Below are 14,103 nucleotides of genomic sequence, written 5' to 3'. Positions count from 1 at the left end.
ACCGAACGAACGCACCGGCCGACGGCGGACCCACAGCAGAGACACACCACTGCACGAAGGGGAAGCCATGACAGCGACGACCGACGGAAGCACCGGGGCACTTCCTCCCCGCGCTGCCTCGGCCAACGAGACCGTACGCGAGACGACTCCCGAGGCGGCCGGGACAGTCGAGACCCGAGACGCCGCCACGCGCGCCATGGAGCGCGCCACGGACTTCCTGCTCGCGCGCCAGGACGCCCAGGGCTGGTGGAAGGGCGACCTGGAGACGAACGTCACCATGGACGCCGAGGACCTGCTGCTCCGCCAGTTCCTGGGCATCCGCGACGAGCCGACCACCCGCGGCGCGGCGCTGTTCATCCGCGGCGAGCAGCGCGAGGACGGCACCTGGGCCTCGTTCTACGGCGGACCGGGCGAACTCTCCACCACCATCGAGGCGTACGTCGCCCTGCGGCTCGCCGGGGACGCCCCGGACGAGGCCCACATGGCGAAGGCGTCCGCGTGGATCCGCGCCCGCGGCGGCATCGCCGCGGCCCGTGTCTTCACCCGGATCTGGCTCGCCCTCTTCGGCTGGTGGAAGTGGGACGACCTGCCCGAACTCCCGCCTGAGCTCATCTACCTGCCCAAGTGGATGCCGCTGAACATCTACGACTTCGGGTGCTGGGCGCGCCAGACGATCGTGCCGCTCACCATCGTCTCGGCGAAGCGTCCGGTGCGGCCCGCGCCGTTCCCGCTGGACGAACTGCACACCGACCCCCGTGACCCCAATCCGGTCAGACCCCTTGCCCGCGTGACCAGTTGGGACGGCGCCTTCCAGCGTCTGGACAAGGCGCTGCACCAGTACCGCAGGGTCGCGCCGCGCGCGCTGCGCAGAGCGGCGATGAACACGGCCGGCCGCTGGATCATCGAGCGTCAGGAGAACGACGGCTGCTGGGGCGGCATCCAGCCGCCCGCCGTCTACTCGGTCATCGCGCTGCATCTGCTCGGCTACGACCTCGAACACCCGGTGATGCGCGAGGGACTGGCCTCGCTAAACCGTTTCGCCGTGTGGCGCGACGACGGCGCGCGGATGATCGAGGCCTGCCAGTCCCCGGTCTGGGACACCTGCCTCGCCACCATCGCCCTGGCCGACGCGGGAGTTCCCGCCGATCACCCCCAACTCGTCAAGGCCGTGGACTGGATGCTCGGGGAGGAGATCGTCAGGCCCGGCGACTGGTCCGTGAAGCGGCCCCAACTCCCGCCGGGAGGCTGGGCATTCGAGTTCCACAACGACAACTACCCCGACATCGACGACACCGCGGAGGTCGTCCTCGCACTGCGCCGCGTCCGGCACCACGACCCGGACCGCGTCGAGAACGCCATCGGACGCGGGGTCCGCTGGAATCTCGGCATGCAGTCCAAGGACGGCGGCTGGGGCGCGTTCGACGTCGACAACACCAGCGCCTTCCCCAACCGGCTGCCGTTCTGCGACTTCGGGGAGGTCATCGACCCGCCCTCCGCGGACGTCACCGCGCACGTGGTGGAGATGCTGGCGGTCGAGGGGCTCACCCAGGACCCGCGCACCCGCCGGGGCATCCGGTGGCTCCTGTCCCACCAGGAGCCCAACGGCTCCTGGTTCGGCCGCTGGGGCGTCAACTACGTGTACGGCACGGGGTCGGTGGTCCCGGCCCTGGTCGCGGCGGGGCTGCCGGGATCGCACCCGGCGATCCGTCGCGCGGTCGCCTGGCTGGAGACGGTCCAGAACGACGACGGCGGCTGGGGCGAGGACCTGCGCTCCTACGACGACCCCGGCTGGGGCGGACGCGGCGCCTCGACCGCCTCGCAGACCGGCTGGGCCCTGCTCGCCCTGCTCGCCGCGGGGGAGTGCGACTCCAAGGCCACCGAGCGCGGGGTGCTCTGGCTCACGGAGACCCAGCTCCCCGACGGCACCTGGGACGAGCCGTACTTCACGGGGACCGGCTTCCCGTGGGACTTCTCGATCAACTACCACCTCTACCGGCAGGTCTTCCCGCTCACCGCGCTGGGCCGCTACGTCCACGGCGACCCCTTCTCCGCGACCGAGGGGGGCTGATGGACAGGCTGCCCGCCCCGGACCCGCTCCTGATCGCCTGCGCGCTCGGCATCGAGCACCTCGCCCTGCGCAGCGGCGACCGGAGCGGTGCCGGCGGGCCGGTCACCGTGCTGCGTACGGGCATGGGACCCAAGGCCGCGGACCGGTCGGTCACCCGGGTCCTCGCCGACCCGGTCCTGGCCACCGCGTCCGTGCTGGCCACCGGATTCTGCGCGGGGCTCGCCCCGGGCATGCACCCCGGCGACCTGGTCGTCGCCGAGGAGACCCGCGACCCGGTCGGCACCACACCGTGCGTGGGCACCGATCTGCTGGTCAAGGAACTGGCCCGCGCCGTCCCCGGCCGGACCGTGCACACCGGGCCGCTCACCGGCTCCGACCACGTGGTCCGCGGTCACGAGCGCTCCGATCTGCTGGCCACCGGCGCCATCGCCGTCGACATGGAGTCGGCGGCCACGCTCCTCGGCGCCGTCCGCGCGGGCACCCGTCCCGTTGCGGCCGTCCGGGTGGTCGTGGATGCTCCGGAACATGAACTCGTCCGAATCGGCACGTTCCGCGGTGGAATATCAGCCTTCCGCGTTCTTCGTGCCGTGCTTCCCGCTTTTTTCGAATGGCACCGTTCTTTGTCGCTCCCTCGGAGGTGAGCCGTATGGCCATGCCGCTTCGGCAGTCCATGAAGGTCGCTGCATACCTGTTTGAACAGAAGCTCCGGAAGCGGGACAAGTTCGCCCTGCTCGTCGAACTGGAGCCGCTCTTCGCGTGCAACCTCGCGTGCGAGGGCTGCGGCAAGATCCAGCACCCCGCCGGTGTGCTCAAGCAGCGCATGCCGGTCGCCCAGGCCGTGGGCGCGGTCCTCGAATCCGGCGCGCCGATGGTGTCCATCGCCGGCGGCGAGCCGCTGATGCACCCTCAGATCGACGAGATCGTCCGGCAGTTGGTGGCGAAGAAGAAGTTCGTCTTCCTCTGCACCAACGCGATGCTGATGCGCAAGAAGATGGACAAGTTCACGCCCTCGCCGTATTTCGCGTGGGCCGTGCACATCGACGGGCTGCGCGAGCGGCACGACGAGTCCGTCGCCAAGGAAGGCGTCTTCGACGAGGCCGTCGAGGCGATCAAGGAGGCCAAGCGGCGCGGCTTCCGGGTCACGACGAACTCGACGTTCTTCAACACCGACACCCCGCAGACCGTCATCGAGGTGCTGAACTACCTCAACGACGACCTGAAGGTCGACGAGATGATGCTCTCGCCCGCCTACGCCTATGAGAAGGCCCCCGACCAGGAGCACTTCCTCGGCGTCCAGCAGACCCGGGAACTGTTCAAGAAGGCCTTCGCGGGCGGCAACCGGCGCCGCTGGAGGCTCAACCAGAGCCCGCTCTTCCTGGACTTCCTGGAGGGCAAGGTCGACTTCCCGTGCACCGCCTGGGCGATCCCGAGCTACTCGCTCTTCGGCTGGCAGCGGCCCTGCTACCTGATGAGCGACGGGTACGTGCAGACGTACAAGCAGCTCCTGGAGGAGACCGACTGGGACTCCTACGGCCGGGGCAAGGACGACCGGTGCGCGAACTGCATGGCGCACTGCGGCTACGAGCCGACCGCGGTCCTCGCCACCATGGGCTCGCTCAAGGAGTCGATCCGGGCCGCCCGCGAGACCTTCACGGAAAGCCGCGGGTGAGGTCATGACCGCCGTTTCCCTGGGCCTGCCCGAGGTGCCGGTCCGGCCGATCGCGGAGCGCCGCGTCTCGCGGCGGATCCAGGTCGGACCGGTGGCGGTCGGCGGCGGGGCCCCCGTGTCCGTCCAGTCGATGACCACGACCCGTACGTCGGACATCGGCGCGACGCTCCAGCAGATCGCGGAGCTGACCGCGTCCGGCTGCCAGATCGTGCGGGTCGCCTGTCCCACCCAGGACGACGCCGACGCGCTCGCCACGATCGCCAAGAAGTCGCAGATCCCCGTCATCGCGGACATCCACTTCCAGCCGAAGTACGTGTTCGCCGCGATCGACGCGGGCTGCGCGGCGGTGCGGGTGAACCCCGGCAACATCAAGCAGTTCGACGACAAGGTGAGGGAGATCGCGCGGGCCGCCAAGGACGCCGGCACCCCGATCCGGATCGGCGTCAACGCGGGTTCGCTCGACCGGCGGCTGCTGGAGAAGTACGGCAGGGCCACGCCCGAGGCGCTCGTGGAGTCCGCGCTGTGGGAGGCCTCCCTCTTCGAGGAGCACGGCTTCCGGGACATCAAGATCTCGGTCAAGCACAACGACCCGGTCGTCATGGTGAACGCCTACCGCCAGCTCGCCGCGGCCTGCGACTACCCGCTGCACCTCGGCGTCACCGAGGCGGGACCCGCGTTCCAGGGCACCATCAAGTCGGCCGTGGCCTTCGGCGCCCTGCTCTCCGAGGGCATCGGCGACACCATCCGGGTCTCGCTGAGCGCGCCGCCCGCCGAGGAGTGCAAGGTCGGCATCCAGATCCTGGAGTCGCTCGGACTGCGGCAGCGGCGGCTGGAGATCGTCTCCTGCCCGTCCTGCGGGCGGGCCCAGGTGGACGTGTACAAGCTGGCCGACGAGGTCACGGCCGGCCTGGAGGGCATGGAGGTCCCGTTGCGCGTGGCCGTCATGGGCTGTGTCGTCAACGGCCCCGGCGAGGCGCGGGAGGCGGACCTGGGGGTCGCCTCCGGCAACGGCAAGGGGCAGATCTTCGTCAAGGGCGAGGTCATCAAGACCGTCCCTGAGTCGAAGATCGTCGAGACCCTCATCGACGAGGCGATGAAGATCGCCCAGCAGATGGAGAACGACGGCGTCGCGTCCGGGGAACCGGCCGTCACCGTGAGCTGATCAGCACGGACCGAGAGGGGGCCCGACGTGACGATTCTGGAGAACATCCGGGGACCACGCGACCTGAAGGCGCTGTCCGAGGCGGAAGTCGGCGAACTGGCCGAAGAGGTGAGGGAGTTCCTGGTGCACGCGGTCGCCAGGACCGGTGGTCACCTCGGACCCAACCTGGGCGTGGTGGAGCTGTCCATCGCCCTCCACCGGGTCTTCGAGTCGCCGGTCGACCGCATCCTGTGGGACACCGGTCACCAGAGCTATGTGCACAAATTGCTGACAGGACGTCAGGACTTCTCCAAGCTGCGCGGCAAGGGCGGCCTCTCCGGCTATCCCTCCCGCGAGGAGTCCGAGCACGACGTCATCGAGAACAGCCACGCCTCCACGGCGCTCGGCTGGGCCGACGGGCTCGCCAAGGCCCGCCAGGTACAGGGCGGGAAGGGCCACGTCGTCGCGGTCATCGGCGACGGCGCGCTGACCGGCGGCATGGCGTGGGAGTCGCTCAACAACATCGCCGCGGCCAAGGACCGCCCCCTGATCATCGTCGTCAACGACAACGAACGCTCGTACGCCCCCACGATCGGCGGGCTCGCCAACCACCTGGCCACCCTGCGCACGACCGACAGCTACGAGCAGGTACTCGCCTGGGGCAAGAAGGTCCTGCTGCGCACGCCCCTCGTCGGCAACACCATCTACGAGTCGCTGCACGGAGCCAAGAAGGGCTTCAAGGACGCCTTCGCGCCGCAGGGCATGTTCGAGGACCTCGGGCTCAAGTACGTCGGCCCGATCGACGGCCACGACGTGAGAGCCGTGGAGTCCGCCCTGCGCCGCGCGAAACGCTTCCACGGGCCCGTCCTCATCCACTGTCTGACGGAGAAGGGGCGCGGCTACGAACCGGCGATCGCGCACGAGGAGGACCACTTCCACACCGTCGGCGTGATGAACCCGCTCACCTGCGAACCCCTCGCGCCGTCCAACGGCCCTTCCTGGACCTCGGTGTTCGGCGACGAGATCGTCAGGATCGGCGAGGAGCGCGCCGACGTCGTGGCCATCACGGCGGCCATGCTGCATCCCGTCGGTCTCGGCAAGTTCGCCGAGCGGTTCCCCGACCGGGTGTGGGACGTCGGCATCGCCGAGCAGCACGCCGCCGTGTCCGCGGCCGGACTCGCCACCGGCGGTCTGCATCCCGTCGTCGCCGTGTACGCGACCTTCCTCAACCGGGCCTTCGACCAGCTCCTCATGGACGTGGCGCTGCACCGCTGCGGGGTGACCTTCGTCCTCGACCGGGCCGGGGTCACCGGCGTCGACGGGGCCTCGCACAACGGCATGTGGGACATGTCGATCCTCCAGGTCGTGCCCGGCCTCAGGATCGCCGCGCCGCGCGACGCCGACCAGCTCAAGGCCCAGCTGCGGGAGGCGGTCGCCGTGGACGACGCGCCGACCCTGATCCGCTTCCCGAAGGAGTCCGTCGGACCGGTGGTCCCGGCGGTGGACCGGGTGGGCGGCCTCGACGTCCTGCACCGGGGCGAGCACCCCGAGGTCCTGCTCGTCGCCGTCGGCGTGATGGCCCCGGTCTGCCTCCAGACCGCCGACCTGCTGGAGTCCCGCGGCATCTCCTGCACCGTCGTCGACCCGCGCTGGGTCAAGCCCGTCGACCCGGAGCTGCCCCGCCTCGCCGCCGGTCACCGGCTCGTCGCCGTCGTCGAGGACAACAGCCGGGCCTCGGGCGTCGGCGCCGCCGTCGCACTGGCCCTCGGGGACGCCGAAGTCGACGTACCCGTACGGCGGTTCGGCATTCCCGAGCAGTTCCTGGCGCACGCCAAGCGGTCCGAGGTGCTCGCCGACATCGGGCTCACGCCCGTGGAGATCGCCGGACGGATCAGCGCCGGCCTGGCCGTCAGGGACGAGCGGGCCAAGGCCCTACCCGAGCTGACCCCGGCCGCCGACCGGCCGGCCGAGGACGAGCCGTCCAAGGAGAAGAAGGAATGAACGACCCTGCCCACAAGGGCGAGTTCGACCTCGGCGCACTCCTCGCCGAACGGGGCGCCGAGCGCTATGACCTGCACACCAGGTACCTGAACCACCAGCTCCCGCGCATGCTGCACACCATCGGCTTCGACAAGGTCTACGAGCGGGCCGAGGGCGCGCACTTCTGGGACGCCGACGGCAACGACTACCTGGACATGCTCGCCGGCTTCGGGGTGATGGGACTCGGCCGCCATCACCCCGTGGTCCGGCGGGCGCTCCACGACGTCCTCGACGCCTCGCTCGCCGACCTCACCCGCTTCGACTGCCAGCCGCTTCCCGGCCTCCTCGCGGAGCGGCTGCTCACCCACAGCCCGCACCTGGACCGGGTGTTCTTCGGCAACAGCGGCACGGAGGCCGTCGAGACCGCGCTGAAGTTCGCCCGGTACGCCACCGGCAGGCCGAGGATCCTGTACTGCTCGCACGCCTTCCACGGGCTGACCACCGGCTCCCTCTCGGTCAACGGCGAGGACGGGTTCCGCGACGGCTTCGCCCCGCTGCTGCCCGACACCGCCGTCCCGCTCGGCGATCTCGACGCCCTGGCCCGCGAGCTGAGGAAGGGAGACGTCGCCGCGCTGATCGTGGAGCCGATCCAGGGCAAGGGCGTCCACGAGTCCCCGCCCGGATATCTGCGCGCCGCCCAGGAACTGCTGCACCGGCACAAGGCCCTGCTGGTCGCGGACGAGGTGCAGACCGGCCTCGGACGGACCGGGGACTTCTACGCCTACCAGCACGAGGAGGGTGTCGAACCGGACCTGGTGTGCGTGGCCAAGGCCCTCTCCGGCGGCTATGTCCCGGTGGGCGCGACCCTCGGAAAGGACTGGATCTTCAAGAAGGTCTACTCCTCCATGGACCGGGTCCTCGTGCACTCGGCCAGCTTCGGCTCCAACGCGCAGGCCATGGCGGCGGGCCTCGCCGTGCTCTCCGTGATGGAGAACGAGCAGACAGTCGCCCACGCGCGGATCACCGGCGAGCTGCTGAAGTCCCGGCTGGCGGCCCTGGTCGACCGGTACGAACTGCTCAGCGAGGTGCGCGGACGAGGCCTGATGATCGGCATCGAGTTCGGCCGGCCCCGGTCGCTCAAGCTGCGCAGCCGCTGGACCATGCTCCAGGCCGCGCGCAAGGGCCTGTTCGCGCAGATGGTCGTCGTGCCGCTGCTCCAGCGGCACCGCATCCTCACCCAGGTCTCCGGCGACCACCTGGAGGTGATCAAACTGATCCCGCCGCTGGTGATCGACGAGAAGGACGTCGACCGGTTCGTGGAGGCCTTCACGGCCGTGATGGAGGACGCCCACAGCGGTGGCGGGCTGATGTGGGACTTCGGGAGGACGCTGGTGAAGCAGGCCGTGGCCAACCGCTGAGACCCGGCCGTCCCTCCTGGCCGCCCGACGGTCACCGGCGGGGGCGGCCGGGGCACGATCAGGGGGTGCGAGCAGGGGTGCGGCCGGGCTCTTTGCCTCTGGGGCAAGAAAATTGCCCCGGAGGTAATTGTTTGGCTCAATGGTCCTATGAGCCCCGCCGATCCAGGGGCGGCCCAAGAGCCGTCCGCCGAGCTGCACGCCGTGGCACCCCGGCTGCGCGCCCTGCGCCGCGCCGCCTCCCTCACGCTGGAGGCCGCGGCCCGTGCCGCCGGGCTCTCACCCGCTCATCTCTCCCGGCTGGAGACCGGGCAGCGCCAGCCCTCGCTGCCGATGCTGCTCACGCTCGCACGGGTCTACGGTACGACGGTCTCGGAGCTGCTCGGCGAGGCGGTCCCCGAACGTGACGCGGTCGTCAGGGCCGCCGACATGGAGCCGGCCCCGGCGGGCGGCTGGACCTACTGGCAGGCGGGCTCCGCGGGCCGCGGCATGCAGGCGCTGCGCGTGCATGTCCCGTACGGCTCGCAGGGCGACATCGTGCGCGTCCACCCGGGCGAGGAATGGCTGTACGTCCTCCAGGGGCGGCTCAGTCTGCGGCTCGGGGACACCGCGCACGTCCTCGCGCCGGGGGACAGCGCCCACTTCGACTCGCTGACCCCGCACCGCATCGCCGCCGCCGAGCGCGACGGGGCCGAGCTCCTCTTCGTACACACCCTGCTGCAGAGCCCCGTCGCCGCGCTGTGCCTCGGCGCGGCGGCGGGCCACCCCACCCCGGGAGAGACGTCATGACCGAACCCACGGAACCCCGCCGGTCCATGGAGGACAGGTTCCCCCGCGCCCTGTGGGTGCGGCTGATCATCTACGTCGCCGTCGGCCATCTGTTCGCGGCCTTCATCTACCTGCTCTTCACGCTCGGCGCCCAGAACCAGTAGCCGCCCGGCCCGCGCGCGGCTCAGTCCAGGAGCCGCGCGCGCAGGCGCTCCCGCAGCTCCGGCGTCAGCCCCAGGCCCTGCTCCAGATAGGCCTCGACGCCGCCCCAGGTCTCCTCGATCGTCTCGAACGCGGCCGTCAGGTACTCGGCGCGCGCGTCGAACAGGGGGCTGAGCAGTTCCATCACCTCGGGGGAGTAGGCGCCGGCCGAGGAATTGGTGCGGTGCACCTTGTAGCGGCGGTGCGTGGCGTTCGACTCCAGGTAGTCGGCCACGATCGCCTCGCGCTCGACGCCGAGGGCGAGCAGGGTGACGGCGATGGACAGCCCGGCACGGTCCTTGCCCGCCGCGCAGTGCATCAGCGCGGGCACACTGTCGTCGGCCAGGGCGTGCAGCACCTGGGAGTGCTCGGCCGTCCGGTCCCGGATGATCGCGCGGTACGAGCCGATCATGCGGTTCGCGGCCTTGCCGTCGCCGAGGAGGCCGCGGAGCTGGTCGATGTCGCCGTCGCGGACCATCTTCCAGAACTCGCTGCCGTCCGCCGGGTCGCTCAGCGGGAGGTTCACGTTCCGCACGCCCGGCAGCTCGACGTCCGGGCCCTCCAGCTTCTGGTCGGCGGCGTTGCGGAAGTCGAAGATCGTGTGGAGCCCGAGGGAGGAGAGGAACGCGGCGTCCTCCTCCGTGGCGTGCGCGAGGTGGCCGCTGCGGAAGAGCTGCCCGTGGCGCACGCGTCGGCCGTCCTCGGTGGGCAGCCCGCCCACGTCGCGGAAGTTGCGCACTCCGCCGAGCTCGGGCTCGGTCGACGGGATCTGCTGCGTCACGGGGGCTCCTTCTCTTCGGCCTCCGGCGTCGCCGGGCTGGACTCGGCGCCGCTCGTCGGCAGTTGTACCTGCTCGCGCTCTCGACGATACGACATGGGTTCCTCAGGCAATGAGTTATTCATTCGCATGCATGTTCGAATCAAAAGCGCGTTTCGGATCTCTCTTTCCGGAGGGAAGGTCGAATGTGCCGGATATCCACGCACAGCGCATTTGACCGCTCTGTCCGAATAAGCACCTTCATGACAACTGGCCCTGGAATAGGGGGTGCTGGGGCGAGTCGCGTGAGGAGGGTCATATTCGTGACGATGCGTTGCCGTCGCCGTTTCTCAAGAGGTCCGTGTTTCCAGGCGGGTTGAGATGTCCGGAAGATCGTCATTCCACGGAGGGTGACGGCGAATTCCGCATGGATCAAGAAGGGCGAGCGTGCGGAAACCGGACCTGGTTGTCGACGCGCTCTCATGTCGCTTACGTTCTGCCTCAATCCGGACGGACGCCCAATCCTGCCGCCGCCCGGAATCCGCACACTCACCCGCACACGGCAGGAGCGGGGGACCCACAGGTTCCGTGCCTGGTCCGGTTCCCGGAACAGGCTAGGGGTACAGCCGCGCAGCGACGCGGCCGGGCATCTCCAGCCCGCACCCGACAGCTCACCCCGCAGGCGACGGAGAGGAATCCGCCATGCCCGCCAAGGGTAAGCACCGCCGTCCCAAGTCCCTGCGATTCACCCGCACCATGGCCGCGGCCGGAACCGGTGGCGCCGCGCTCGCGCTGCCCCTGATGGGAGCCACGGGCGCCCACGCCGCGACCCAGGCCACCGTCGCCCAGCACGTCGAGAAGGCCCCGGCCGTCGCCCACGCCGACAAGGCCGCCGAGGCCCCCACGACGAAGACGTACGCGGTGAAGTCCGGCGACTACCTCTCGAAGATCGCCGACGAGCAGAACGTCACCGGCGGCTGGAAGAAGATCTACTCCGACAACCGCTCCGCCATCGGCAGCGACCCGTCGCTGATCCACCCCGGGCTGAAGCTGTCGCTCGGCCACAGGGCCGCCTCCGTCGCCCACACGGCCACCCGGACGTCGGCCCCGGCGAAGTCCGCGGCGACCCCGGCCGCCGACACGGCCGCGTCCGCCCCCGCCTCCACGGGCAGCTCCACCAGCAGCTCCTCCGGCTACACCCTGCCGGTCGACAGCAGCACCATCGGCACCGGCTACAAGGTGGCGGGCAGCATGTGGTCCAGCGGCTACCACACCGGTGTGGACTTCGTGGTCCCGACCGGCACCACCATCAAGTCCGTCGCGGCGGGCACCGTCGTCTCCGCGGGCTGGGGCGGCGCCTACGGCAACCAGGTCGTCATCCAGCACGCCGACGGCAAGTACTCCCAGTACGCCCACATGTCGTCGCTGTCCGTCTCCGCGGGGCAGACCGTGACCGAGGGCCAGCAGATCGGCCTCTCCGGCGCGACCGGCAACGTGACCGGACCGCACCTGCACTTCGAGATCCGCACCACGCCCGACTACGGCTCCGACGTCGACCCGGTGGCGTACCTGCGCTCGCACGGTGTCGCCGTGGGCTGACGCCCCACCTCCTGCTCCTGACGGCAGGGCCATCGACGGAGGCCGGACCCGTGATCCCCTGGGTCCGGCCTTCGCCGTACGAGCGGGACCGCTTTCCGGGGTATCCGGGTGATCGCTGCTTCAACATCCTTGATGCGGGCCTTATTCCGGAGTTGACCAACGTTTGGCGCGTGGCTTATCTCACCGCCCGTCAACCCTTCCCTACGGTCGCGTAGCTCACATCGAAAGGTGAATCATGCTCGATGTGGCAGACGATTCGAAGAATGACAACAGATCAGTGATCGGGTCGTACGTGGCGGTGGGGGACAGCTTCACCGAGGGCGTCGGCGACCCTGGGCCCGACGGGGCGTTCGTCGGCTGGGCCGACCGGTTCGCGGTCCTTCTCGCGGACCGCAGGCCCGAGGGCGACTTCGACTACACCAATCTCGCGGTGCGCGGGAAACTGCTCGACCAGATCGTCGAGACCCAGCTCCAGCGGGCCAAGGAACTCGGCCCGGACCTGGTCTCGTTCTGCGCCGGCGGGAACGACATCATCCGTCCCGGCACCGACCCCGACGAGGTCGCGGAGCGCTTCGAGCGCGCGGTCGCGGACCTCACCTCCGCCGTGGGCACCGTGATGGTGACCACCGGCTTCGACACCCGTGGCGTTCCCGTGCTCAAGCATCTGCGCGGCAAGATCGCCACCTACAACGGTCATGTGCGGGCCATCGCGGACCGCTACGGCTGTCCCGTCCTCGACCTCTGGTCCCTGAAGACGATCCAGGACCGCCGCGCGTGGGACGGCGACCGGCTGCACCTCTCTCCCGAGGGGCACACCCGGGTGGCGCTCCGGGCCGGACAGCTCCTCGGCTACGAGGTGCCGGCCGACCCCGACCAGCCCTGGCCGCCCCTCCCGCCGCGCGGCACGCTGGAGATGCGCCGCGACAACATCCAGTGGGCGCGCGAGTACCTGGTCCCCTGGATCGGACGACGGCTCCGCGGGGAGTCCTCCGGCGACCACGTGGCCGCCAAGGGAGCCCTGTCACCGGACGACATCAAGCTCCGCATCGAATCGGTGGCCTGACCCGAACGGCCCCGACGGGGCACCCTTTCCCGGACCGGCGTCGGTGGGCACCCCGGGCGGGGCCGATGGGGGGCGGCACCCTGGGCGCAGCCGGTGATCGGCGGCACTCGGGGTGGAGCCGACAGGGCTGCCCCCCGGCGGAGCCGGCATTCCGGGCGGGGGCCGGATCGTACGTACGGGCACCGGACTCCGCGTGGGGCTCCGGGCCCCCGGCCGGGATCCGGGCCTCGGGTCGGACCTCCGGGTGCCTGGTCGGACCCCACGCCCCGGGCCGGGCCCCGGATCCGGGTGAAGTCCGCGTCCCGGCTCCGGCTTCGCGCGCGGGCCCGGCCCCCGCGCTCCGAGCCGGACTCAACGGCTCTGTCGGGTTCCCGGCCCCGGGCCGCCGTCCCCACCGGGGCGGGACCCCGGACCTTGGTCGGCCCCGGGACACCTGATGGTGCCCCGAGCCTGGGTCGGACCCCGGACCCCTGGGACGACCTCGGACCCCTGGTGTGACCCCGGACCCTTGGTCGGCCCCGGCACGCCTGATGGTGCCCTGAGCCTGGGTCGGACCCCGGACCCCTGGTGGGACCCTGGACCCTTGGTGGGACCCCCGACCCTTGGTCGGCCCCGGGACGCCTGGTGGTGCCCCGAGCCTGGGTCGGACCCCGGACCCCTGGAACGACCCCGGACCCCTGGTGGGCCCCCGAGCCCAAGTCGGACCACGGGGCCCTCGTAGCACCCCGGCCGGGGTCAGGCCTGCGAACCGCGCGGCTAGCGCACTGCTGCCATCAACGCCGCGCGTTCCAGGCCCAGTTCGCGGGCGAGGGCCTCGTCCACCCATTCCTGGGTGCGGGCCCGTGACACCGCGCCGGAGTACGCCGTCATCTGGACCGCGAGCCCGTCCAGCAGGGCCGTGAGCCTGAGGGCCGCGCCGACGGGGTCCGGGCAGCGGAACTCGCCCGCGGCCACGCCCTCCGCGATCACCTCGGTCATCGCGGCCTTCCACTGCCGGTCGAGATCACGGGTGACCTCGCGCAGCGCGGGCTCGCGCAGGGCGACCGCCCAGCCCTCGATCCACAGGCGCCAGCCCTTGGCCTGCCCGGTCGGCGCGTACCACCGCACGGCGGCCCGAAGGCGTCGCAGTGCCGTCGTACGGCGCCCGAGCAGCTTGCGCAGACGGGCGAGGTCGTCCTCGGCGGCATAGGTGAACGCGGCGGCGACCAGCTTCTCCTTCGTCGAGAAGTGGTACAGCACCAGCGCGTTGCTCACGCCCAGGGCCGAGGCCACGTCGGCGATCCGTACCGCCGCCACGCCCCGCGCCTCGATCTGTTCGACGGCGGCCCGCAGCAACTCCTCGCGCCGCTCCGCCACGCTCAACCGAACTCTCGCCACGCGGCAACCCTACACAGCCCGCACGGGGGAGACCCCGACAGGAGTTGGCGCCTTCCCGCCGCCCC

Annotated in this window: 12 protein-coding genes and 1 riboswitch; of the genes, 10 read left to right on the top strand and 2 right to left on the bottom strand. The window is 70.8% G+C overall.

Features of this window, described 5'->3' with window-relative positions; translation table 11 throughout:
* Positions 1-67: 67 nt before the first annotated feature.
* The 8 genes from shc to ACFWI4_RS25000 all read left to right on the top strand — a co-directional run bounded on the left by shc (position 68) and on the right by ACFWI4_RS25000 (position 9,205).
* Positions 68-2,068: a squalene--hopene cyclase gene (shc, locus tag ACFWI4_RS25035; RefSeq protein ID WP_387200127.1), complete on the top strand. Its 2,001-nt coding sequence runs from the start codon at positions 68-70 to the stop codon at positions 2,066-2,068.
* On the top strand, positions 2,068-2,709 hold the full coding sequence (locus tag ACFWI4_RS25030; RefSeq protein ID WP_387200124.1) for a 1-hydroxy-2-methyl-2-butenyl 4-diphosphate reductase: 642 nt from the start codon (positions 2,068-2,070) through the stop codon (positions 2,707-2,709). The genes shc and ACFWI4_RS25030 overlap by 1 nt, the downstream gene beginning before the upstream one ends.
* A gap of 5 nt (positions 2,710-2,714) precedes the next feature.
* Positions 2,715-3,737, top strand: coding sequence for an adenosyl-hopene transferase HpnH (hpnH, locus tag ACFWI4_RS25025; protein ID WP_385403581.1), 1,023 nt, complete (start codon positions 2,715-2,717; stop codon positions 3,735-3,737).
* Between the two features lie 4 nt (positions 3,738-3,741).
* Positions 3,742-4,899: a flavodoxin-dependent (E)-4-hydroxy-3-methylbut-2-enyl-diphosphate synthase gene (gene ispG / locus ACFWI4_RS25020; protein ID WP_387200121.1), complete on the top strand. Its 1,158-nt coding sequence runs from the start codon at positions 3,742-3,744 to the stop codon at positions 4,897-4,899.
* A gap of 27 nt (positions 4,900-4,926) precedes the next feature.
* Complete coding sequence (dxs, locus tag ACFWI4_RS25015) at positions 4,927-6,879, top strand: 1-deoxy-D-xylulose-5-phosphate synthase (protein WP_387200118.1); 1,953 nt, start codon at positions 4,927-4,929, stop codon at positions 6,877-6,879.
* A complete protein-coding gene (locus ACFWI4_RS25010; protein WP_387200115.1) occupies positions 6,876-8,276 on the top strand; it encodes an aspartate aminotransferase family protein in 1,401 nt (466 codons plus the stop codon). Before dxs ends, ACFWI4_RS25010 begins: the two co-directional genes overlap by 4 nt.
* A gap of 147 nt (positions 8,277-8,423) precedes the next feature.
* Positions 8,424-9,062 (top strand): helix-turn-helix domain-containing protein, encoded by a 639-nt coding sequence (locus ACFWI4_RS25005; RefSeq protein ID WP_387200112.1) that lies wholly within the window; start codon positions 8,424-8,426, stop codon positions 9,060-9,062.
* Between the two features lie 26 nt (positions 9,063-9,088).
* Positions 9,089-9,205 carry a DUF6126 family protein gene (locus ACFWI4_RS25000; RefSeq protein WP_037618597.1) on the top strand — a complete coding sequence of 39 codons (117 nt, stop codon included), beginning with the start codon at positions 9,089-9,091 and terminating at the stop codon, positions 9,203-9,205.
* 20 nt (positions 9,206-9,225) lie between these two features.
* Here the strand turns inward: ACFWI4_RS25000 and ACFWI4_RS24995 are convergent, their stop codons facing one another.
* On the bottom strand, positions 9,226-10,023 hold the full coding sequence (locus ACFWI4_RS24995; protein ID WP_387200108.1) for a tyrosine-protein phosphatase: 798 nt from the start codon (positions 10,021-10,023) through the stop codon (positions 9,226-9,228).
* Positions 10,024-10,539: 516 nt separating this feature from the next.
* Positions 10,540-10,697: riboswitch (cyclic di-AMP (ydaO/yuaA leader) on the top strand.
* Between the two features lie 4 nt (positions 10,698-10,701).
* On the opposite strand from ACFWI4_RS24995, the gene ACFWI4_RS24990 reads away from it, so the two are divergent.
* Positions 10,702-11,598, top strand: a complete 897-nt coding sequence (locus ACFWI4_RS24990) for a peptidoglycan DD-metalloendopeptidase family protein (RefSeq protein ID WP_387200105.1) — start codon at positions 10,702-10,704, stop codon at positions 11,596-11,598.
* A 277-nt stretch (positions 11,599-11,875) separates the two neighbouring features.
* Positions 11,876-12,661 carry an SGNH/GDSL hydrolase family protein gene (locus ACFWI4_RS24985; RefSeq protein WP_385403563.1) on the top strand — a complete coding sequence of 262 codons (786 nt, stop codon included), beginning with the start codon at positions 11,876-11,878 and terminating at the stop codon, positions 12,659-12,661.
* 756 nt (positions 12,662-13,417) lie between these two features.
* Here ACFWI4_RS24985 and ACFWI4_RS24980 read toward each other — a convergent pair.
* A complete protein-coding gene (locus ACFWI4_RS24980; RefSeq protein ID WP_387200102.1) occupies positions 13,418-14,038 on the bottom strand; it encodes a TetR/AcrR family transcriptional regulator in 621 nt (206 codons plus the stop codon).
* Between the last annotated feature and the right edge of the window lie 65 nt (positions 14,039-14,103).

This window comes from Streptomyces sp. NPDC127038 (assembly GCF_042725875.1).
Lineage (GTDB): Bacteria > Actinomycetota > Actinomycetes > Streptomycetales > Streptomycetaceae > Streptomyces.
This window is presented reverse-complemented; position numbering and strand designations above follow the sequence as displayed.